Origin of the sequence: Borrelia persica No12 (assembly GCF_000500045.1) — a bacterium.
GTDB lineage: Bacteria > Spirochaetota > Spirochaetia > Borreliales > Borreliaceae > Borrelia > Borrelia persica.
In genome coordinates, this window is record NZ_AYOT01000102.1 from 1 (window position 1) to 22,050 (window position 22,050).

Consider the following 22,050-nt stretch of genomic DNA (forward strand, 5'->3'; position numbering starts at 1 on the left):
GACATTTGTATACAATCAAATATTAAGCTAAAAGAGAATTATTAGGGGGATAAGCAATAAGAAGCCTTGAGAAAATTGCTTGCTCAAAGCTTCTTATAAATGGTTAAAGGTTAAAGATAAATTAAATTTATCACAAACTAATAAAAAAACAATGTTAACCATAAATTTAATTATGAATAAATTATCAATCAGTCTTTATTTTTTTATTAAAAATTTACTAAAAAAATATTAGCTATTTATATTCATTCTTATTTAATATATATTATAATAATGTATAATGTTAAATGTATTATGTTAGCATAAAACAAATAATTTTTGATTTCTGAGGATATAAGATGGAAAATATTAAACAAGACAGTGCTCTAAAAAAAAAGTTGCCTGTAATGGTCAATTATGAGCAACATATGACAAAAGCTTTCCAAGAACACCTTTTGAGAGATTCTCAATATGAAGCAAATTATAAAGCTAAAGTTCATGGATTTATTGTTGACTTCTTTAAAATACCTAGAAGCTTGAAAGATAAATACAAAGTTAATATCTCTTGCTTAAGTGATCCTGAACTGCCTTTTGGCAATATTGCTCTCAATTGCATAAACACTTTTAAGTTGATTGTTGATATCGTTAATATGCAGACCGGCAAAACTTATGATTATGATGAATTTATATCTACTACAGAAACAGATAAAATGCTTCAGTATGGCGCTAAAATAATATCTGCTCTCTCTAGACATTTCGATGAGTCTCATGGTACTAGCTACAATGAAACTTACTATGAGTGGGAAAAAGGTTGGGTCGATAAAAAGTGGATCGATTATGAACCAACCTCCATCGAAATTCAAGAAATGCAGGCTTTCAATAAAAAAATAACCCAAAAATTACATTTCAAAAATAACAATAAAAATCTCTCTCCTTTGCAACTGGGTCACATGAAACTTTTAAAAGCTATAAAAAATTTTGACCTTTCTTTCAATATTAGAGAATAATCTTACTTTTATTTAGTATAATTGTTTGTACTTAATTATTTAAACTTATTGTTATATTACTATATTGAATATCACTCTTTAATATTAATTGTTGGTAGCTCCTTTGTATTTAATATTCTCCTTGGAGTCTACCACATTTTATAATCCATTTACTTGCAATACCTCTCCTTTTATATAATAAAATTTTTTAAAAATATTTACAAAATTAAAAAAATAAAATAATATTATACTTAGATATAAATACGGTAGAAAGCATTCTATCAGCAGTCCCCGTCACTCCTATCAATCCTCTCCAAAATAAGACGTAGGAGTAGGGACTTTTCTTTTCTTAAATATCCTCTCTACCTTTTCCCTATAGCAATTATATATCATCTCTCTCCTCTTAATTCATTTTTATTATATTATTTATACTATTTACTAATATTCGTATTTTTCTTCTTTTTTATTAAATACAATTAGTACTATCAATTGCCCATGCGTTCATTTTTTTCGCTTCCAAATTTCATCACACTTTATAAAAAAATTTCCCTTTCCTTCTAATTAATTATTTTTCCCTTTCCTTCCTTTAACGCCAATAATAATTGTTTTTAGTACATCTATCTATTCCTTTTTAAGAAAAAAATATTAGGAATATTTTTGAAAAACTTGAAATGCTCATTTTTTTGAACTAATACTTAGTTATTAAATATTCTCCTTTTTTAAAATTAAAAGAATTTATTATCAATATTTACTTCATACCATACATTCTTTTAAATAATCCCCTTCCCCAAGGGGTTTTCTTTTTTTTTGTTCTACCTGTTTTCATCTTCTGCTTTGCCCTAATTCCTTATTCTTCTGCCTTTCTGATTTGGTTCGATCTAAAACTCATCTTTCCAAAATTGTTGCTTGAAAAAACAATCTATTGCTATATAATGCTATTTGCTCAGTGGTTTTTCATTGGGTTGGATTGATAGGAAAATGGTTTTTCTTCATTTGTAAATTCTTCCCAAATAAAATTTATAATTAAACATTCTCCCTATAAATATTTAAAAGATTTAAAAAATTCAAAAAATCTTGTTAAAGATAGCGCTATTTTTTTCGTTTACTTAATTGAAAACCTGAAAAAGTAGCTTCTTTTTTTGTCTGATTATTCTATTTTTTTTAAAATTTTTTTGTTTTTCTTAATATGTTCAATTCCCTTTTTGTAAATCCTAAATTTTGCCCTCTAAATTCATCCTAAATTCTCATAAAATTTGGGACCCTCAATTTTCGATTTTAAGGGTGTTTTTTTGCAAGTTTGTAGTTTCATACACCCTTCCTAATTTTTGCCCGTTAAATCTCAAAAAAAAGACTATAAATTGAGTTTTTTTGTGAGCTTTTTTGTCTGAAAATTTTTTTGTTTTTTTAACTCCGTTTTTTTCTAAAATTTTTTTAATAATTTCTTGATTTTTTGATTTCGCTATTTGTTTTAAAATCATCTTCTCGTTTTTCTTCTTTTTTTTTCTTGTTTTCTTTTGATTTGTGCCTAATTTGCCGTTTTTTTTCAATTTCTCGCTTTTTTTGTTATGTTTTTTTCAACTCTTTTTCTTTTTGCCATTTTTTGAAAAAATTTTTTTTCGCTTTTTTTATTTTTTTTCAATTTTTTTCACGTTTTTTTGTTGGATTTTTTTATTTTTCTCTTAAATTTCGTCGTTTTTTTTGCTCGATCTATCATATTATTTATATTATTATACGTAGTATAATATACACTGCTATTTTTTGTGCTATTTTTTGCCTCTTTCCTATTTTTTGCTCTTCCTTCTTTGCTCATTTTGTATAAAATGTTGAATGTTTTTTCTAATAATTCTTCGGTTGCATCAAGTACTCGACCTAATCTTCGATATGCATTTTTTCTCGGTACGTATTTTATCTTCGAACCTTTGTATTCTCCAAGCCTTATTATAAAAGCTTTAATTATATGGTTCTTCTTCATAAATCCTAAGTCTTTTTGTAAGGTTTTCATCTTGATTATTTTGTAACCTTCTTTCTTTAGGAAAAAATTAATTAAATTAAGTATGTCTTGTTGATTATATCCTAGTCTGTGGATATTTAAATATTTTAAGACAGATATTAGTTTTATTAGCCTAACTTGATTTTTCTTAAGCTTACTGTTATTATATAAAAAGAAATTTAAATTTTTCATCGATTTATCCTTTATTTCAGTTTGTTTTAAGACCTTTATTTGGGTCTTTTTTATCTCTTTGATGCCTATCAAAACAAAGTAAATTCTAAAATTTATGTACTAATGCCAATAATAGTTTATATATTAATCATAATGTATACTAATTACAATAATAACTCGTATATTTAATCATAACATATACCCATTCCAATAATAATTTATATACTAACTCTAATATATACTAAATTCAATATAATTTATATACTAAATCTAAATAATTTATATACTAAAATAATTATTTTGTCAATTTCATTTACAAAATGATGGTCATGGTTTATAATTATATATATATCAATAATTATAAATAAATATTTGTTTAGGGGATAAAAGTTGTGCGTGTTACACTTAATTTTTTAAACTCTTTAAAAAATCTAAAAGAGTTTTCGAAAGAAATGGGCTATAGTGATTCTTCTTATTTGTCAAGATATATAAAAAAAAATAAAATAGAAGGTGTAATTTCTTCTAAAGATTTATTCTTTAAAAAAAGAGAATTGCTTTTGAGTGAAGAGGCTCAAAGTTTTATTAGAAGTAAGTTGAAAAAATAAATTGTAAAAGGATAATAGAATTTGACAGAAAAAATAAAAATGAATTTGAATAGTTTTTTTATTGAGTATGAAGGTAAAAAATATTATACTCCTCTTTTTTTGGCAAAAGTTAATAACATTTCTTATTTTACAATAAAAAATAAGGTTAAAAAACTTGATATCTCAATTAAGGCAAAAGATATCGGTGTTATGAATTCTTTGTCTGAGGAGCTCCTGGTTTCCGAAGATAATTTGGATAAACTTTTTTATGATAAAAGGTTTAAATGCTTGGATTCTAGGGGTATAAAGTGAGTTCTAGGAGTATTATATGAAGGATGTTATCGCTATCTCTTCAATTAAGGGTGGCGTTGGCAAAAGCGTGTCGGCAATAATGTTGGGTTATATTTTTTCTTCTAAAAAATATAAAACTTTACTTATAGATATTGATTCTCAAGCCAGCGTTACTTCTTATTTTCTTCCTTATTTTGAGAACAAAATTGATATAAGAGAATATAATATTTATGAAGTTTTGAAATCTAAAAAGTCTTTTATGAGTATTGTTCATAAAATAACAGATGATTTGCATTTCGCTCCATCTCATATTAAGCTTTCTCAATTCTCAGGGGAAAATATTATTGGTCAGGAATATAAACTAAAAACAATCTTAACTCCTTATTTGGGAGAATATGATTATATATTGATTGATACTCCTCCTTCGGTCAATAAAGAGCTTATTAATTCTTTGATGATTGCTACTAAGGTTGTAATTCCTTTGCCAGCGGAGCTTTGGGCTATTGAAAGTTATGATATTTTAAAAAGTAAAATGCAAGAAATTATTAATGCTTATCAAAAACAAGATTTTAAAGATTATTATGTTATTCAAACTCTTTATGAGGAAAATAGAAAAATAAAAAAAGAGTTTTTTTATAGTTTGCAGCAACTTTATAAAGAATATGTTCCTATTAAAATTCACAGAAGTGCTGCTATTCAAAAAATGATTACTTATAGATTGGAGCCTCAGAAGAGTGAAAGATATTATGATGAGTATTTAAGAGTTGCTGAAGTTATTGAAGGTGTCGATGATATTAAGACAGTATGAATATTTGTAAACTGGTTTACAAATATTCATAAATATTTATATTTAGGAAATAGAAATGAAATTAGATATAGATATACTTAATACTATTAAGAGCAGGGTAGGAAGTGTCACTCATATTGAGAGTAATTGTGATAAAGAAGAAGCTAGATATAGACAACTTAAAGAAGAGATTAAAGCTAGGACTTTAGAGGAGGCCGTTAATAAGGTGGAATTGTCTAAGGCATTATATGAAATAAAGAAAAATAAATTATATAAATTTGATGGATATGATAATTTTTATGAGTTTTGTTTGGATTATAAGTTTAGTAGGACTATGATATATAGGTATATTAAAATAGGTGCTTATCTGGAAAGAGAAAGTATCAGTGAGCAAGATATTATAGATAGTTCTTTAAATAAGATTATTAATGATATAAGAGTTAAGAGGAATTCTTCATATTGCAAGCCTGTTGTTGTGAAATTTAATTTAAAAGATAAAGAGAAACAGTTAGTTCTTGTGAAAAATAAACAAAAACTTGAAAAGTTTTTGCTTAAGTGTTTGTTAGATAATTGGGAATCATTTATGGTATGATGTTATATGGTTATATGGCTATGGCTTATGTGAGGGTGAGAGATGTTATACTATAAACTAAATATCTAGATATTTAGTTTATAGTATAACATCTCTCACCCTCACATAAGCCATAGCCATATAACCATATAACATCATACCATAAATGATTCCCAATTATCTAACAAACACTTAAGCAAAAACTTTTCAAGTTTTTGTTTATTTTTCACAAGAACTAACTGTTTCTCTTTATCTTTTAAATTAAATTTCACAACAACAGGCTTGCAATATGAAGAATTCCTCTTAACTCTTATATCATTAATAATCTTATTTAAAGAACTATCTATAATATCTTGCTCACTGATACTTTCTCTTTCCAGATAAGCACCTATTTTAATATACCTATATATCATAGTCCTACTAAACTTATAATCCAAACAAAACTCATAAAAATTATCATATCCATCAAATTTATATAATTTATTTTTCTTTATTTCATATAATGCCTTAGACAATTCCACCTTATTAACGGCCTCCTCTAAAGTCCTAGCTTTAATCTCTTCTTTAAGTTGTCTATATCTAGCTTCTTCTTTATCACAATTACTCTCAATATGAGTGACACTTCCTACCCTGCTCTTAATAGTATTAAGTATATCTATATCTAATTTCATTTCTATTTCCTAAATATAAATATTTATGAATATTTGTAAACCAGTTTACAAATATTCATACTGTCTTAATATCATCGACACCTTCAATAACTTCAGCAACTCTTAAATACTCATCATAATATCTTTCACTCTTCTGAGGCTCCAATCTATAAGTAATCATTTTTTGAATAGCAGCACTTCTGTGAATTTTAATAGGAACATATTCTTTATAAAGTTGCTGCAAACTATAAAAAAACTCTTTTTTTATTTTTCTATTTTCCTCATAAAGAGTTTGAATAACATAATAATCTTTAAAATCTTGTTTTTGATAAGCATTAATAATTTCTTGCATTTTACTTTTTAAAATATCATAACTTTCAATAGCCCAAAGCTCCGCTGGCAAAGGAATTACAACCTTAGTAGCAATCATCAAAGAATTAATAAGCTCTTTATTGACCGAAGGAGGAGTATCAATCAATATATAATCATATTCTCCCAAATAAGGAGTTAAGATTGTTTTTAGTTTATATTCCTGACCAATAATATTTTCCCCTGAGAATTGAGAAAGCTTAATATGAGATGGAGCGAAATGCAAATCATCTGTTATTTTATGAACAATACTCATAAAAGACTTTTTAGATTTCAAAACTTCATAAATATTATATTCTCTTATATCAATTTTGTTCTCAAAATAAGGAAGAAAATAAGAAGTAACGCTGGCTTGAGAATCAATATCTATAAGTAAAGTTTTATATTTTTTAGAAGAAAAAATATAACCCAACATTATTGCCGACACGCTTTTGCCAACGCCACCCTTAATTGAAGAGATAGCGATAACATCCTTCATATAATACTCCTAGAACTCACTTTATACCCCTAGAATCCAAGCATTTAAACCTTTTATCATAAAAAAGTTTATCCAAATTATCTTCGGAAACCAGGAGCTCCTCAGACAAAGAATTCATAACACCGATATCTTTTGCCTTAATTGAGATATCAAGTTTTTTAACCTTATTTTTTATTGTAAAATAAGAAATGTTATTAACTTTTGCCAAAAAAAGAGGAGTATAATATTTTTTACCTTCATACTCAATAAAAAAACTATTCAAATTCATTTTTATTTTTTCTGTCAAATTCTATTATCCTTTTACAATTTATTTTTTCAACTTACTTCTAATAAAACTTTGAGCCTCTTCACTCAAAAGCAATTCTCTTTTTTTAAAGAATAAATCTTTAGAAGAAATTACACCTTCTATTTTATTTTTTTTTATATATCTTGACAAATAAGAAGAATCACTATAGCCCATTTCTTTCGAAAACTCTTTTAGATTTTTTAAAGAGTTTAAAAAATTAAGTGTAACACGCACAACTTTTATCCCCTAAACAAATATTTATTTATAATTATTGATATATATATAATTATAAACCATGACCATCATTTTGTAAATGAAATTGACAAAATAATTATTTTAGTATATAAATTATTTAGATTTAGTATATAAATTATATTGAATTTAGTATATATTAGAGTTAGTATATAAATTATTATTGGAATGGGTATATGTTATGATTAAATATACGAGTTATTATTGTAATTAGTATACATTATGATTAATATATAAACTATTATTGGCATTAGTACATAAATTTTAGAATTTACTTTGTTTTGATAGGCATCAAAGAGATAAAAAAGACCCAAATAAAGGTCTTAAAACAAACTGAAATAAAGGATAAATCGATGAAAAATTTAAATTTCTTTTTATATAATAACAGTAAGCTTAAGAAAAATCAAGTTAGGCTAATAAAACTAATATCTGTCTTAAAATATTTAAATATCCACAGACTAGGATATAATCAACAAGACATACTTAATTTAATTAATTTTTTCCTAAAGAAAGAAGGTTACAAAATAATCAAGATGAAAACCTTACAAAAAGACTTAGGATTTATGAAGAAGAACCATATAATTAAAGCTTTTATAATAAGGCTTGGAGAATACAAAGGTTCGAAGATAAAATACGTACCGAGAAAAAATGCATATCGAAGATTAGGTCGAGTACTTGATGCAACCGAAGAATTATTAGAAAAAACATTCAACATTTTATACAAAATGAGCAAAGAAGGAAGAGCAAAAAATAGGAAAGAGGCAAAAAATAGCACAAAAAATAGCAGTGTATATTATACTACGTATAATAATATAAATAATATGATAGATCGAGCAAAAAAAACGACGAAATTTAAGAGAAAAATAAAAAAATCCAACAAAAAAACGTGAAAAAAATTGAAAAAAAATAAAAAAAGCGAAAAAAAATTTTTTCAAAAAATGGCAAAAAGAAAAAGAGTTGAAAAAAACATAACAAAAAAAGCGAGAAATTGAAAAAAAACGGCAAATTAGGCACAAATCAAAAGAAAACAAGAAAAAAAAAGAAGAAAAACGAGAAGATGATTTTAAAACAAATAGCGAAATCAAAAAATCAAGAAATTATTAAAAAAATTTTAGAAAAAAACGGAGTTAAAAAAACAAAAAAATTTTCAGACAAAAAAGCTCACAAAAAAACTCAATTTATAGTCTTTTTTTTGAGATTTAACGGGCAAAAATTAGGAAGGGTGTATGAAACTACAAACTTGCAAAAAAACACCCTTAAAATCGAAAATTGAGGGTCCCAAATTTTATGAGAATTTAGGATGAATTTAGAGGGCAAAATTTAGGATTTACAAAAAGGGAATTGAACATATTAAGAAAAACAAAAAAATTTTAAAAAAAATAGAATAATCAGACAAAAAAAGAAGCTACTTTTTCAGGTTTTCAATTAAGTAAACGAAAAAAATAGCGCTATCTTTAACAAGATTTTTTGAATTTTTTAAATCTTTTAAATATTTATAGGGAGAATGTTTAATTATAAATTTTATTTGGGAAGAATTTACAAATGAAGAAAAACCATTTTCCTATCAATCCAACCCAATGAAAAACCACTGAGCAAATAGCATTATATAGCAATAGATTGTTTTTTCAAGCAACAATTTTGGAAAGATGAGTTTTAGATCGAACCAAATCAGAAAGGCAGAAGAATAAGGAATTAGGGCAAAGCAGAAGATGAAAACAGGTAGAACAAAAAAAAAGAAAACCCCTTGGGGAAGGGGATTATTTAAAAGAATGTATGGTATGAAGTAAATATTGATAATAAATTCTTTTAATTTTAAAAAAGGAGAATATTTAATAACTAAGTATTAGTTCAAAAAAATGAGCATTTCAAGTTTTTCAAAAATATTCCTAATATTTTTTTCTTAAAAAGGAATAGATAGATGTACTAAAAACAATTATTATTGGCGTTAAAGGAAGGAAAGGGAAAAATAATTAATTAGAAGGAAAGGGAAATTTTTTTATAAAGTGTGATGAAATTTGGAAGCGAAAAAAATGAACGCATGGGCAATTGATAGTACTAATTGTATTTAATAAAAAAGAAGAAAAATACGAATATTAGTAAATAGTATAAATAATATAATAAAAATGAATTAAGAGGAGAGAGATGATATATAATTGCTATAGGGAAAAGGTAGAGAGGATATTTAAGAAAAGAAAAGTCCCTACTCCTACGTCTTATTTTGGAGAGGATTGATAGGAGTGACGGGGACTGCTGATAGAATGCTTTCTACCGTATTTATATCTAAGTATAATATTATTTTATTTTTTTAATTTTGTAAATATTTTTAAAAAATTTTATTATATAAAAGGAGAGGTATTGCAAGTAAATGGATTATAAAATGTGGTAGACTCCAAGGAGAATATTAAATACAAAGGAGCTACCAACAATTAATATTAAAGAGTGATATTCAATATAGTAATATAACAATAAGTTTAAATAATTAAGTACAAACAATTATACTAAATAAAAGTAAGATTATTCTCTAATATTGAAAGAAAGGTCAAAATTTTTTATAGCTTTTAAAAGTTTCATGTGACCCAGTTGCAAAGGAGAGAGATTTTTATTGTTATTTTTGAAATGTAATTTTTGGGTTATTTTTTTATTGAAAGCCTGCATTTCTTGAATTTCGATGGAGGTTGGTTCATAATCGATCCACTTTTTATCGACCCAACCTTTTTCCCACTCATAGTAAGTTTCATTGTAGCTAGTACCATGAGACTCATCGAAATGTCTAGAGAGAGCAGATATTATTTTAGCGCCATACTGAAGCATTTTATCTGTTTCTGTAGTAGATATAAATTCATCATAATCATAAGTTTTGCCGGTCTGCATATTAACGATATCAACAATCAACTTAAAAGTGTTTATGCAATTGAGAGCAATATTGCCAAAAGGCAGTTCAGGATCACTTAAGCAAGAGATATTAACTTTGTATTTATCTTTCAAGCTTCTAGGTATTTTAAAGAAGTCAACAATAAATCCATGAACTTTAGCTTTATAATTTGCTTCATATTGAGAATCTCTCAAAAGGTGTTCTTGGAAAGCTTTTGTCATATGTTGCTCATAATTGACCATTACAGGCAACTTTTTTTTTAGAGCACTGTCTTGTTTAATATTTTCCATCTTATATCCTCAGAAATCAAAAATTATTTGTTTTATGCTAACATAATACATTTAACATTATACATTATTATAATATATATTAAATAAGAATGAATATAAATAGCTAATATTTTTTTAGTAAATTTTTAATAAAAAAATAAAGACTGATTGATAATTTATTCATAATTAAATTTATGGTTAACATTGTTTTTTTATTAGTTTGTGATAAATTTAATTTATCTTTAACCTTTAACCATTTATAAGAAGCTTTGAGCAAGCAATTTTCTCAAGGCTTCTTATTGCTTATCCCCCTAATAATTCTCTTTTAGCTTAATATTTGATTGTATACAAATGTCGTATTTCATATGTCCATATATTTCGATAAAATATTTTTCTTGATCATTATTTGGGTACAACCCATATTTGTAAGCTTTATTGGCATTCATTGCATTTATGTTGCTATTGTAACACAATATGAAGACAAATTCATCTTTAATAGAAAATTAAAAAATTTCATACCTAAATAATAAATAAAATATTTTTTACATTGCAGTTCAAGATCTAATTTACATCAACAATAGATCCTCAGTATTACTATCAACTAGTATGCAAAAAATAAGGGTTTGTTATGACATTTGTATACAATCAAATATTAAGCTAAAAGAGAATTATTAGGGGGATAAGCAATAAGAAGCCTTGAGAAAATTGCTTGCTCAAAGCTTCTTATAAATGGTTAAAGGTTAAAGATAAATTAAATTTATCACAAACTAATAAAAAAACAATGTTAACCATAAATTTAATTATGAATAAATTATCAATCAGTCTTTATTTTTTTATTAAAAATTTACTAAAAAAATATTAGCTATTTATATTCATTCTTATTTAATATATATTATAATAATGTATAATGTTAAATGTATTATGTTAGCATAAAACAAATAATTTTTGATTTCTGAGGATATAAGATGGAAAATATTAAACAAGACAGTGCTCTAAAAAAAAAGTTGCCTGTAATGGTCAATTATGAGCAACATATGACAAAAGCTTTCCAAGAACACCTTTTGAGAGATTCTCAATATGAAGCAAATTATAAAGCTAAAGTTCATGGATTTATTGTTGACTTCTTTAAAATACCTAGAAGCTTGAAAGATAAATACAAAGTTAATATCTCTTGCTTAAGTGATCCTGAACTGCCTTTTGGCAATATTGCTCTCAATTGCATAAACACTTTTAAGTTGATTGTTGATATCGTTAATATGCAGACCGGCAAAACTTATGATTATGATGAATTTATATCTACTACAGAAACAGATAAAATGCTTCAGTATGGCGCTAAAATAATATCTGCTCTCTCTAGACATTTCGATGAGTCTCATGGTACTAGCTACAATGAAACTTACTATGAGTGGGAAAAAGGTTGGGTCGATAAAAAGTGGATCGATTATGAACCAACCTCCATCGAAATTCAAGAAATGCAGGCTTTCAATAAAAAAATAACCCAAAAATTACATTTCAAAAATAACAATAAAAATCTCTCTCCTTTGCAACTGGGTCACATGAAACTTTTAAAAGCTATAAAAAATTTTGACCTTTCTTTCAATATTAGAGAATAATCTTACTTTTATTTAGTATAATTGTTTGTACTTAATTATTTAAACTTATTGTTATATTACTATATTGAATATCACTCTTTAATATTAATTGTTGGTAGCTCCTTTGTATTTAATATTCTCCTTGGAGTCTACCACATTTTATAATCCATTTACTTGCAATACCTCTCCTTTTATATAATAAAATTTTTTAAAAATATTTACAAAATTAAAAAAATAAAATAATATTATACTTAGATATAAATACGGTAGAAAGCATTCTATCAGCAGTCCCCGTCACTCCTATCAATCCTCTCCAAAATAAGACGTAGGAGTAGGGACTTTTCTTTTCTTAAATATCCTCTCTACCTTTTCCCTATAGCAATTATATATCATCTCTCTCCTCTTAATTCATTTTTATTATATTATTTATACTATTTACTAATATTCGTATTTTTCTTCTTTTTTATTAAATACAATTAGTACTATCAATTGCCCATGCGTTCATTTTTTTCGCTTCCAAATTTCATCACACTTTATAAAAAAATTTCCCTTTCCTTCTAATTAATTATTTTTCCCTTTCCTTCCTTTAACGCCAATAATAATTGTTTTTAGTACATCTATCTATTCCTTTTTAAGAAAAAAATATTAGGAATATTTTTGAAAAACTTGAAATGCTCATTTTTTTGAACTAATACTTAGTTATTAAATATTCTCCTTTTTTAAAATTAAAAGAATTTATTATCAATATTTACTTCATACCATACATTCTTTTAAATAATCCCCTTCCCCAAGGGGTTTTCTTTTTTTTTGTTCTACCTGTTTTCATCTTCTGCTTTGCCCTAATTCCTTATTCTTCTGCCTTTCTGATTTGGTTCGATCTAAAACTCATCTTTCCAAAATTGTTGCTTGAAAAAACAATCTATTGCTATATAATGCTATTTGCTCAGTGGTTTTTCATTGGGTTGGATTGATAGGAAAATGGTTTTTCTTCATTTGTAAATTCTTCCCAAATAAAATTTATAATTAAACATTCTCCCTATAAATATTTAAAAGATTTAAAAAATTCAAAAAATCTTGTTAAAGATAGCGCTATTTTTTTCGTTTACTTAATTGAAAACCTGAAAAAGTAGCTTCTTTTTTTGTCTGATTATTCTATTTTTTTTAAAATTTTTTTGTTTTTCTTAATATGTTCAATTCCCTTTTTGTAAATCCTAAATTTTGCCCTCTAAATTCATCCTAAATTCTCATAAAATTTGGGACCCTCAATTTTCGATTTTAAGGGTGTTTTTTTGCAAGTTTGTAGTTTCATACACCCTTCCTAATTTTTGCCCGTTAAATCTCAAAAAAAAGACTATAAATTGAGTTTTTTTGTGAGCTTTTTTGTCTGAAAATTTTTTTGTTTTTTTAACTCCGTTTTTTTCTAAAATTTTTTTAATAATTTCTTGATTTTTTGATTTCGCTATTTGTTTTAAAATCATCTTCTCGTTTTTCTTCTTTTTTTTTCTTGTTTTCTTTTGATTTGTGCCTAATTTGCCGTTTTTTTTCAATTTCTCGCTTTTTTTGTTATGTTTTTTTCAACTCTTTTTCTTTTTGCCATTTTTTGAAAAAATTTTTTTTCGCTTTTTTTATTTTTTTTCAATTTTTTTCACGTTTTTTTGTTGGATTTTTTTATTTTTCTCTTAAATTTCGTCGTTTTTTTTGCTCGATCTATCATATTATTTATATTATTATACGTAGTATAATATACACTGCTATTTTTTGTGCTATTTTTTGCCTCTTTCCTATTTTTTGCTCTTCCTTCTTTGCTCATTTTGTATAAAATGTTGAATGTTTTTTCTAATAATTCTTCGGTTGCATCAAGTACTCGACCTAATCTTCGATATGCATTTTTTCTCGGTACGTATTTTATCTTCGAACCTTTGTATTCTCCAAGCCTTATTATAAAAGCTTTAATTATATGGTTCTTCTTCATAAATCCTAAGTCTTTTTGTAAGGTTTTCATCTTGATTATTTTGTAACCTTCTTTCTTTAGGAAAAAATTAATTAAATTAAGTATGTCTTGTTGATTATATCCTAGTCTGTGGATATTTAAATATTTTAAGACAGATATTAGTTTTATTAGCCTAACTTGATTTTTCTTAAGCTTACTGTTATTATATAAAAAGAAATTTAAATTTTTCATCGATTTATCCTTTATTTCAGTTTGTTTTAAGACCTTTATTTGGGTCTTTTTTATCTCTTTGATGCCTATCAAAACAAAGTAAATTCTAAAATTTATGTACTAATGCCAATAATAGTTTATATATTAATCATAATGTATACTAATTACAATAATAACTCGTATATTTAATCATAACATATACCCATTCCAATAATAATTTATATACTAACTCTAATATATACTAAATTCAATATAATTTATATACTAAATCTAAATAATTTATATACTAAAATAATTATTTTGTCAATTTCATTTACAAAATGATGGTCATGGTTTATAATTATATATATATCAATAATTATAAATAAATATTTGTTTAGGGGATAAAAGTTGTGCGTGTTACACTTAATTTTTTAAACTCTTTAAAAAATCTAAAAGAGTTTTCGAAAGAAATGGGCTATAGTGATTCTTCTTATTTGTCAAGATATATAAAAAAAAATAAAATAGAAGGTGTAATTTCTTCTAAAGATTTATTCTTTAAAAAAAGAGAATTGCTTTTGAGTGAAGAGGCTCAAAGTTTTATTAGAAGTAAGTTGAAAAAATAAATTGTAAAAGGATAATAGAATTTGACAGAAAAAATAAAAATGAATTTGAATAGTTTTTTTATTGAGTATGAAGGTAAAAAATATTATACTCCTCTTTTTTTGGCAAAAGTTAATAACATTTCTTATTTTACAATAAAAAATAAGGTTAAAAAACTTGATATCTCAATTAAGGCAAAAGATATCGGTGTTATGAATTCTTTGTCTGAGGAGCTCCTGGTTTCCGAAGATAATTTGGATAAACTTTTTTATGATAAAAGGTTTAAATGCTTGGATTCTAGGGGTATAAAGTGAGTTCTAGGAGTATTATATGAAGGATGTTATCGCTATCTCTTCAATTAAGGGTGGCGTTGGCAAAAGCGTGTCGGCAATAATGTTGGGTTATATTTTTTCTTCTAAAAAATATAAAACTTTACTTATAGATATTGATTCTCAAGCCAGCGTTACTTCTTATTTTCTTCCTTATTTTGAGAACAAAATTGATATAAGAGAATATAATATTTATGAAGTTTTGAAATCTAAAAAGTCTTTTATGAGTATTGTTCATAAAATAACAGATGATTTGCATTTCGCTCCATCTCATATTAAGCTTTCTCAATTCTCAGGGGAAAATATTATTGGTCAGGAATATAAACTAAAAACAATCTTAACTCCTTATTTGGGAGAATATGATTATATATTGATTGATACTCCTCCTTCGGTCAATAAAGAGCTTATTAATTCTTTGATGATTGCTACTAAGGTTGTAATTCCTTTGCCAGCGGAGCTTTGGGCTATTGAAAGTTATGATATTTTAAAAAGTAAAATGCAAGAAATTATTAATGCTTATCAAAAACAAGATTTTAAAGATTATTATGTTATTCAAACTCTTTATGAGGAAAATAGAAAAATAAAAAAAGAGTTTTTTTATAGTTTGCAGCAACTTTATAAAGAATATGTTCCTATTAAAATTCACAGAAGTGCTGCTATTCAAAAAATGATTACTTATAGATTGGAGCCTCAGAAGAGTGAAAGATATTATGATGAGTATTTAAGAGTTGCTGAAGTTATTGAAGGTGTCGATGATATTAAGACAGTATGAATATTTGTAAACTGGTTTACAAATATTCATAAATATTTATATTTAGGAAATAGAAATGAAATTAGATATAGATATACTTAATACTATTAAGAGCAGGGTAGGAAGTGTCACTCATATTGAGAGTAATTGTGATAAAGAAGAAGCTAGATATAGACAACTTAAAGAAGAGATTAAAGCTAGGACTTTAGAGGAGGCCGTTAATAAGGTGGAATTGTCTAAGGCATTATATGAAATAAAGAAAAATAAATTATATAAATTTGATGGATATGATAATTTTTATGAGTTTTGTTTGGATTATAAGTTTAGTAGGACTATGATATATAGGTATATTAAAATAGGTGCTTATCTGGAAAGAGAAAGTATCAGTGAGCAAGATATTATAGATAGTTCTTTAAATAAGATTATTAATGATATAAGAGTTAAGAGGAATTCTTCATATTGCAAGCCTGTTGTTGTGAAATTTAATTTAAAAGATAAAGAGAAACAGTTAGTTCTTGTGAAAAATAAACAAAAACTTGAAAAGTTTTTGCTTAAGTGTTTGTTAGATAATTGGGAATCATTTATGGTATGATGTTATATGGTTATATGGCTATGGCTTATGTGAGGGTGAGAGATGTTATACTATAAACTAAATATCTAGATATTTAGTTTATAGTATAACATCTCTCACCCTCACATAAGCCATAGCCATATAACCATATAACATCATACCATAAATGATTCCCAATTATCTAACAAACACTTAAGCAAAAACTTTTCAAGTTTTTGTTTATTTTTCACAAGAACTAACTGTTTCTCTTTATCTTTTAAATTAAATTTCACAACAACAGGCTTGCAATATGAAGAATTCCTCTTAACTCTTATATCATTAATAATCTTATTTAAAGAACTATCTATAATATCTTGCTCACTGATACTTTCTCTTTCCAGATAAGCACCTATTTTAATATACCTATATATCATAGTCCTACTAAACTTATAATCCAAACAAAACTCATAAAAATTATCATATCCATCAAATTTATATAATTTATTTTTCTTTATTTCATATAATGCCTTAGACAATTCCACCTTATTAACGGCCTCCTCTAAAGTCCTAGCTTTAATCTCTTCTTTAAGTTGTCTATATCTAGCTTCTTCTTTATCACAATTACTCTCAATATGAGTGACACTTCCTACCCTGCTCTTAATAGTATTAAGTATATCTATATCTAATTTCATTTCTATTTCCTAAATATAAATATTTATGAATATTTGTAAACCAGTTTACAAATATTCATACTGTCTTAATATCATCGACACCTTCAATAACTTCAGCAACTCTTAAATACTCATCATAATATCTTTCACTCTTCTGAGGCTCCAATCTATAAGTAATCATTTTTTGAATAGCAGCACTTCTGTGAATTTTAATAGGAACATATTCTTTATAAAGTTGCTGCAAACTATAAAAAAACTCTTTTTTTATTTTTCTATTTTCCTCATAAAGAGTTTGAATAACATAATAATCTTTAAAATCTTGTTTTTGATAAGCATTAATAATTTCTTGCATTTTACTTTTTAAAATATCATAACTTTCAATAGCCCAAAGCTCCGCTGGCAAAGGAATTACAACCTTAGTAGCAATCATCAAAGAATTAATAAGCTCTTTATTGACCGAAGGAGGAGTATCAATCAATATATAATCATATTCTCCCAAATAAGGAGTTAAGATTGTTTTTAGTTTATATTCCTGACCAATAATATTTTCCCCTGAGAATTGAGAAAGCTTAATATGAGATGGAGCGAAATGCAAATCATCTGTTATTTTATGAACAATACTCATAAAAGACTTTTTAGATTTCAAAACTTCATAAATATTATATTCTCTTATATCAATTTTGTTCTCAAAATAAGGAAGAAAATAAGAAGTAACGCTGGCTTGAGAATCAATATCTATAAGTAAAGTTTTATATTTTTTAGAAGAAAAAATATAACCCAACATTATTGCCGACACGCTTTTGCCAACGCCACCCTTAATTGAAGAGATAGCGATAACATCCTTCATATAATACTCCTAGAACTCACTTTATACCCCTAGAATCCAAGCATTTAAACCTTTTATCATAAAAAAGTTTATCCAAATTATCTTCGGAAACCAGGAGCTCCTCAGACAAAGAATTCATAACACCGATATCTTTTGCCTTAATTGAGATATCAAGTTTTTTAACCTTATTTTTTATTGTAAAATAAGAAATGTTATTAACTTTTGCCAAAAAAAGAGGAGTATAATATTTTTTACCTTCATACTCAATAAAAAAACTATTCAAATTCATTTTTATTTTTTCTGTCAAATTCTATTATCCTTTTACAATTTATTTTTTCAACTTACTTCTAATAAAACTTTGAGCCTCTTCACTCAAAAGCAATTCTCTTTTTTTAAAGAATAAATCTTTAGAAGAAATTACACCTTCTATTTTATTTTTTTTTATATATCTTGACAAATAAGAAGAATCACTATAGCCCATTTCTTTCGAAAACTCTTTTAGATTTTTTAAAGAGTTTAAAAAATTAAGTGTAACACGCACAACTTTTATCCCCTAAACAAATATTTATTTATAATTATTGATATATATATAATTATAAACCATGACCATCATTTTGTAAATGAAATTGACAAAATAATTATTTTAGTATATAAATTATTTAGATTTAGTATATAAATTATATTGAATTTAGTATATATTAGAGTTAGTATATAAATTATTATTGGAATGGGTATATGTTATGATTAAATATACGAGTTATTATTGTAATTAGTATACATTATGATTAATATATAAACTATTATTGGCATTAGTACATAAATTTTAGAATTTACTTTGTTTTGATAGGCATCAAAGAGATAAAAAAGACCCAAATAAAGGTCTTAAAACAAACTGAAATAAAGGATAAATCGATGAAAAATTTAAATTTCTTTTTATATAATAACAGTAAGCTTAAGAAAAATCAAGTTAGGCTAATAAAACTAATATCTGTCTTAAAATATTTAAATATCCACAGACTAGGATATAATCAACAAGACATACTTAATTTAATTAATTTTTTCCTAAAGAAAGAAGGTTACAAAATAATCAAGATGAAAACCTTACAAAAAGACTTAGGATTTATGAAGAAGAACCATATAATTAAAGCTTTTATAATAAGGCTTGGAGAATACAAAGGTTCGAAGATAAAATACGTACCGAGAAAAAATGCATATCGAAGATTAGGTCGAGTACTTGATGCAACCGAAGAATTATTAGAAAAAACATTCAACATTTTATACAAAATGAGCAAAGAAGGAAGAGCAAAAAATAGGAAAGAGGCAAAAAATAGCACAAAAAATAGCAGTGTATATTATACTACGTATAATAATATAAATAATATGATAGATCGAGCAAAAAAAACGACGAAATTTAAGAGAAAAATAAAAAAATCCAACAAAAAAACGTGAAAAAAATTGAAAAAAAATAAAAAAAGCGAAAAAAAATTTTTTCAAAAAATGGCAAAAAGAAAAAGAGTTGAAAAAAACATAACAAAAAAAGCGAGAAATTGAAAAAAAACGGCAAATTAGGCACAAATCAAAAGAAAACAAGAAAAAAAAAGAAGAAAAACGAGAAGATGATTTTAAAACAAATAGCGAAATCAAAAAATCAAGAAATTATTAAAAAAATTTTAGAAAAAAACGGAGTTAAAAAAACAAAAAAATTTTCAGACAAAAAAGCTCACAAAAAAACTCAATTTATAGTCTTTTTTTTGAGATTTAACGGGCAAAAATTAGGAAGGGTGTATGAAACTACAAACTTGCAAAAAAACACCCTTAAAATCGAAAATTGAGGGTCCCAAATTTTATGAGAATTTAGGATGAATTTAGAGGGCAAAATTTAGGATTTACAAAAAGGGAATTGAACATATTAAGAAAAACAAAAAAATTTTAAAAAAAATAGAATAATCAGACAAAAAAAGAAGCTACTTTTTCAGGTTTTCAATTAAGTAAACGAAAAAAATAGCGCTATCTTTAACAAGATTTTTTGAATTTTTTAAATCTTTTAAATATTTATAGGGAGAATGTTTAATTATAAATTTTATTTGGGAAGAATTTACAAATGAAGAAAAACCATTTTCCTATCAATCCAACCCAATGAAAAACCACTGAGCAAATAGCATTATATAGCAATAGATTGTTTTTTCAAGCAACAATTTTGGAAAGATGAGTTTTAGATCGAACCAAATCAGAAAGGCAGAAGAATAAGGAATTAGGGCAAAGCAGAAGATGAAAACAGGTAGAACAAAAAAAAAGAAAACCCCTTGGGGAAGGGGATTATTTAAAAGAATGTATGGTATGAAGTAAATATTGATAATAAATTCTTTTAATTTTAAAAAAGGAGAATATTTAATAACTAAGTATTAGTTCAAAAAAATGAGCATTTCAAGTTTTTCAAAAATATTCCTAATATTTTTTTCTTAAAAAGGAATAGATAGATGTACTAAAAACAATTATTATTGGCGTTAAAGGAAGGAAAGGGAAAAATAATTAATTAGAAGGAAAGGGAAATTTTTTTATAAAGTGTGATGAAATTTGGAAGCGAAAAAAATGAACGCATGGGCAATTGATAGTACTAATTGTATTTAATAAAAAAGAAGAAAAATACGAATATTAGTAAATAGTATAAATAATATAATAAAAATGAATTAAGAGGAGAGAGATGATATATAATTGCTATAGGGAAAAGGTAGAGAGGATATTTAAGAAAAGAAAAGTCCCTACTCCTACGTCTTATTTTGGAGAGGATTGATAGGAGTGACGGGGACTGCTGATAGAATGCTTTCTACCGTATTTATATCTAAGTATAATATTATTTTATTTTTTTAATTTTGTAAATATTTTTAAAAAATTTTATTATATAAAAGGAGAGGTATTGCAAGTAAATGGATTATAAAATGTGGTAGACTCCAAGGAGAATATTAAATACAAAGGAGCTACCAACAATTAATATTAAAGAGTGATATTCAATATAGTAATATAACAATAAGTTTAAATAATTAAGTACAAACAATTATACTAAATAAAAGTAAGATTATTCTCTAATATTGAAAGAAAGGTCAAAATTTTTTATAGCTTTTAAAAGTTTCATGTGACCCAGTTGCAAAGGAGAGAGATTTTTATTGTTATTTTTGAAATGTAATTTTTGGGTTATTTTTTTATTGAAAGCCTGCATTTCTTGAATTTCGATGGAGGTTGGTTCATAATCGATCCACTTTTTATCGACCCAACCTTTTTCCCACTCATAGTAAGTTTCATTGTAGCTAGTACCATGAGACTCATCGAAATGTCTAGAGAGAGCAGATATTATTTTAGCGCCATACTGAAGCATTTTATCTGTTTCTGTAGTAGATATAAATTCATCATAATCATAAGTTTTGCCGGTCTGCATATTAACGATATCAACAATCAACTTAAAAGTGTTTATGCAATTGAGAGCAATATTGCCAAAAGGCAGTTCAGGATCACTTAAGCAAGAGATATTAACTTTGTATTTATCTTTCAAGCTTCTAGGTATTTTAAAGAAGTCAACAATAAATCCATGAACTTTAGCTTTATAATTTGCTTCATATTGAGAATCTCTCAAAAGGTGTTCTTGGAAAGCTTTTGTCATATGTTGCTCATAATTGACCATTACAGGCAACTTTTTTTTTAGAGCACTGTCTTGTTTAATATTTTCCATCTTATATCCTCAGAAATCAAAAATTATTTGTTTTATGCTAACATAATACATTTAACATTATACATTATTATAATATATATTAAATAAGAATGAATATAAATAGCTAATATTTTTTTAGTAAATTTTTAATAAAAAAATAAAGACTGATTGATAATTTATTCATAATTAAATTTATGGTTAACATTGTTTTTTTATTAGTTTGTGATAAATTTAATTTATCTTTAACCTTTAACCATTTATAAGAAGCTTTGAGCAAGCAATTTTCTCAAGGCTTCTTATTGCTTATCCCCCTAATAATTCTCTTTTAGCTTAATATTTGATTGTATACAAATGTC

Annotated in this window: 29 protein-coding genes; 14 read left to right on the forward strand and 15 right to left on the reverse strand. The window is 25.5% G+C overall.

Annotated features, from left to right (window positions below; genetic code table 11):
* Window positions 1–335 precede the first annotated feature (335 nt).
* The gene (locus U881_RS0101970; protein WP_024653077.1) at window positions 336–983 is read left to right on the forward strand and encodes a hypothetical protein; all 648 of its coding nucleotides are present in this window, start codon (window positions 336–338) and stop codon (window positions 981–983) included.
* Between the two features lie 1,241 nt (window positions 984–2,224).
* Here the strand turns inward: U881_RS0101970 and U881_RS0101980 are convergent.
* A complete protein-coding gene (locus U881_RS0101980; RefSeq protein WP_024653078.1) occupies window positions 2,225–2,509 on the reverse strand; it encodes a hypothetical protein in 285 nt (94 codons plus the stop codon).
* Window positions 2,510–2,607: 98 nt separating this feature from the next.
* The gene (locus U881_RS0101990) at window positions 2,608–3,144 is read right to left on the reverse strand and encodes a plasmid maintenance protein (protein WP_024653079.1); all 537 of its coding nucleotides are present in this window, start codon (window positions 3,142–3,144) and stop codon (window positions 2,608–2,610) included.
* A 371-nt stretch (window positions 3,145–3,515) separates the two neighbouring features.
* On the opposite strand from U881_RS0101990, the gene U881_RS0101995 reads away from it, so the two are divergent.
* The 4 genes from U881_RS0101995 to U881_RS0102010 are packed head-to-tail and all read left to right on the forward strand — an operon-like array spanning window position 3,516 to window position 5,377.
* A complete protein-coding gene (locus U881_RS0101995) occupies window positions 3,516–3,728 on the forward strand; it encodes a hypothetical protein (RefSeq protein WP_024653080.1) in 213 nt (70 codons plus the stop codon).
* A 21-nt stretch (window positions 3,729–3,749) separates the two neighbouring features.
* Complete coding sequence (locus tag U881_RS0102000; protein ID WP_024653081.1) at window positions 3,750–4,019, forward strand: hypothetical protein; 270 nt, start codon at window positions 3,750–3,752, stop codon at window positions 4,017–4,019.
* Between the two features lie 16 nt (window positions 4,020–4,035).
* Window positions 4,036–4,806 (forward strand): ParA family protein, encoded by a 771-nt coding sequence (locus U881_RS0102005; RefSeq protein WP_024653082.1) that lies wholly within the window; start codon window positions 4,036–4,038, stop codon window positions 4,804–4,806.
* 55 nt (window positions 4,807–4,861) lie between these two features.
* Window positions 4,862–5,377, forward strand: a complete 516-nt coding sequence (locus U881_RS0102010) for a chromosome replication/partitioning protein (RefSeq protein ID WP_024653083.1) — start codon at window positions 4,862–4,864, stop codon at window positions 5,375–5,377.
* Window positions 5,378–5,511: 134 nt separating this feature from the next.
* On the opposite strand, the gene U881_RS0102015 is transcribed toward U881_RS0102010, so the two are convergent.
* From U881_RS0102015 to U881_RS0102030, 4 genes are read right to left on the reverse strand one after another with little or no spacing between them, the layout of a single operon-like run.
* Complete coding sequence (locus U881_RS0102015) at window positions 5,512–6,027, reverse strand: chromosome replication/partitioning protein (RefSeq protein WP_024653083.1); 516 nt, start codon at window positions 6,025–6,027, stop codon at window positions 5,512–5,514.
* 55 nt (window positions 6,028–6,082) lie between these two features.
* Window positions 6,083–6,853, reverse strand: coding sequence for a ParA family protein (locus tag U881_RS0102020; protein ID WP_024653082.1), 771 nt, complete (start codon window positions 6,851–6,853; stop codon window positions 6,083–6,085).
* 16 nt (window positions 6,854–6,869) lie between these two features.
* Complete coding sequence (locus U881_RS0102025; protein WP_024653081.1) at window positions 6,870–7,139, reverse strand: hypothetical protein; 270 nt, start codon at window positions 7,137–7,139, stop codon at window positions 6,870–6,872.
* A gap of 21 nt (window positions 7,140–7,160) precedes the next feature.
* The gene (locus U881_RS0102030) at window positions 7,161–7,373 is read right to left on the reverse strand and encodes a hypothetical protein (protein ID WP_024653080.1); all 213 of its coding nucleotides are present in this window, start codon (window positions 7,371–7,373) and stop codon (window positions 7,161–7,163) included.
* Between the two features lie 371 nt (window positions 7,374–7,744).
* Between U881_RS0102030 and U881_RS0102035 the strand changes: the two genes are divergently transcribed.
* Window positions 7,745–8,281: a plasmid maintenance protein gene (locus U881_RS0102035; protein ID WP_024653079.1), complete on the forward strand. Its 537-nt coding sequence runs from the start codon at window positions 7,745–7,747 to the stop codon at window positions 8,279–8,281.
* Between the two features lie 98 nt (window positions 8,282–8,379).
* The gene (locus tag U881_RS0102045) at window positions 8,380–8,664 is read left to right on the forward strand and encodes a hypothetical protein (protein ID WP_024653078.1); all 285 of its coding nucleotides are present in this window, start codon (window positions 8,380–8,382) and stop codon (window positions 8,662–8,664) included.
* 1,241 nt (window positions 8,665–9,905) lie between these two features.
* On the opposite strand, the gene U881_RS0102055 is transcribed toward U881_RS0102045, so the two are convergent.
* Together U881_RS0102055 and U881_RS13700 are read right to left on the reverse strand one after the other, a co-directional pair.
* On the reverse strand, window positions 9,906–10,553 hold the full coding sequence (locus U881_RS0102055) for a hypothetical protein (RefSeq protein ID WP_024653077.1): 648 nt from the start codon (window positions 10,551–10,553) through the stop codon (window positions 9,906–9,908).
* Window positions 10,554–10,843: 290 nt separating this feature from the next.
* Entirely contained in the window at window positions 10,844–10,978 is a 135-nt protein-coding gene (locus tag U881_RS13700) for a helix-turn-helix domain-containing protein (protein ID WP_152520654.1), read from the reverse strand.
* A 519-nt stretch (window positions 10,979–11,497) separates the two neighbouring features.
* Here U881_RS13700 and U881_RS0102070 point away from each other — a divergent pair.
* On the forward strand, window positions 11,498–12,145 hold the full coding sequence (locus U881_RS0102070) for a hypothetical protein (protein ID WP_024653077.1): 648 nt from the start codon (window positions 11,498–11,500) through the stop codon (window positions 12,143–12,145).
* A 1,241-nt stretch (window positions 12,146–13,386) separates the two neighbouring features.
* On the opposite strand, the gene U881_RS0102080 is transcribed toward U881_RS0102070, so the two are convergent.
* Window positions 13,387–13,671 carry a hypothetical protein gene (locus U881_RS0102080; RefSeq protein WP_024653078.1) on the reverse strand — a complete coding sequence of 95 codons (285 nt, stop codon included), beginning with the start codon at window positions 13,669–13,671 and terminating at the stop codon, window positions 13,387–13,389.
* A gap of 98 nt (window positions 13,672–13,769) precedes the next feature.
* Window positions 13,770–14,306, reverse strand: coding sequence for a plasmid maintenance protein (locus tag U881_RS0102090; protein ID WP_024653079.1), 537 nt, complete (start codon window positions 14,304–14,306; stop codon window positions 13,770–13,772).
* Between the two features lie 371 nt (window positions 14,307–14,677).
* Between U881_RS0102090 and U881_RS0102095 the strand changes: the two genes are divergently transcribed.
* From U881_RS0102095 to U881_RS0102110, 4 genes are read left to right on the forward strand one after another with little or no spacing between them, the layout of a single operon-like run.
* Window positions 14,678–14,890 (forward strand): hypothetical protein, encoded by a 213-nt coding sequence (locus U881_RS0102095; protein ID WP_024653080.1) that lies wholly within the window; start codon window positions 14,678–14,680, stop codon window positions 14,888–14,890.
* A gap of 21 nt (window positions 14,891–14,911) precedes the next feature.
* Window positions 14,912–15,181 (forward strand): hypothetical protein, encoded by a 270-nt coding sequence (locus U881_RS0102100; protein WP_024653081.1) that lies wholly within the window; start codon window positions 14,912–14,914, stop codon window positions 15,179–15,181.
* A gap of 16 nt (window positions 15,182–15,197) precedes the next feature.
* Complete coding sequence (locus U881_RS0102105) at window positions 15,198–15,968, forward strand: ParA family protein (RefSeq protein WP_024653082.1); 771 nt, start codon at window positions 15,198–15,200, stop codon at window positions 15,966–15,968.
* Between the two features lie 55 nt (window positions 15,969–16,023).
* Window positions 16,024–16,539, forward strand: a complete 516-nt coding sequence (locus U881_RS0102110) for a chromosome replication/partitioning protein (RefSeq protein ID WP_024653083.1) — start codon at window positions 16,024–16,026, stop codon at window positions 16,537–16,539.
* 134 nt (window positions 16,540–16,673) lie between these two features.
* Here U881_RS0102110 and U881_RS0102115 read toward each other — a convergent pair whose 3' ends face one another.
* From U881_RS0102115 to U881_RS0102130, 4 genes are read right to left on the reverse strand one after another with little or no spacing between them, the layout of a single operon-like run.
* Window positions 16,674–17,189, reverse strand: a complete 516-nt coding sequence (locus tag U881_RS0102115; RefSeq protein ID WP_024653083.1) for a chromosome replication/partitioning protein — start codon at window positions 17,187–17,189, stop codon at window positions 16,674–16,676.
* A 55-nt stretch (window positions 17,190–17,244) separates the two neighbouring features.
* Window positions 17,245–18,015 carry a ParA family protein gene (locus tag U881_RS0102120; protein ID WP_024653082.1) on the reverse strand — a complete coding sequence of 257 codons (771 nt, stop codon included), beginning with the start codon at window positions 18,013–18,015 and terminating at the stop codon, window positions 17,245–17,247.
* Window positions 18,016–18,031: 16 nt separating this feature from the next.
* Window positions 18,032–18,301, reverse strand: a complete 270-nt coding sequence (locus tag U881_RS0102125) for a hypothetical protein (protein WP_024653081.1) — start codon at window positions 18,299–18,301, stop codon at window positions 18,032–18,034.
* 21 nt (window positions 18,302–18,322) lie between these two features.
* The gene (locus U881_RS0102130) at window positions 18,323–18,535 is read right to left on the reverse strand and encodes a hypothetical protein (protein ID WP_024653080.1); all 213 of its coding nucleotides are present in this window, start codon (window positions 18,533–18,535) and stop codon (window positions 18,323–18,325) included.
* Window positions 18,536–18,906: 371 nt separating this feature from the next.
* On the opposite strand from U881_RS0102130, the gene U881_RS0102135 reads away from it, so the two are divergent.
* Entirely contained in the window at window positions 18,907–19,443 is a 537-nt protein-coding gene (locus U881_RS0102135) for a plasmid maintenance protein (protein ID WP_024653079.1), read from the forward strand.
* 98 nt (window positions 19,444–19,541) lie between these two features.
* Window positions 19,542–19,826 (forward strand): hypothetical protein, encoded by a 285-nt coding sequence (locus U881_RS0102145; RefSeq protein ID WP_024653078.1) that lies wholly within the window; start codon window positions 19,542–19,544, stop codon window positions 19,824–19,826.
* A 1,241-nt stretch (window positions 19,827–21,067) separates the two neighbouring features.
* On the opposite strand, the gene U881_RS0102155 is transcribed toward U881_RS0102145, so the two are convergent.
* Window positions 21,068–21,715, reverse strand: coding sequence for a hypothetical protein (locus tag U881_RS0102155; RefSeq protein WP_024653077.1), 648 nt, complete (start codon window positions 21,713–21,715; stop codon window positions 21,068–21,070).
* Between the last annotated feature and the right edge of the window lie 335 nt (window positions 21,716–22,050).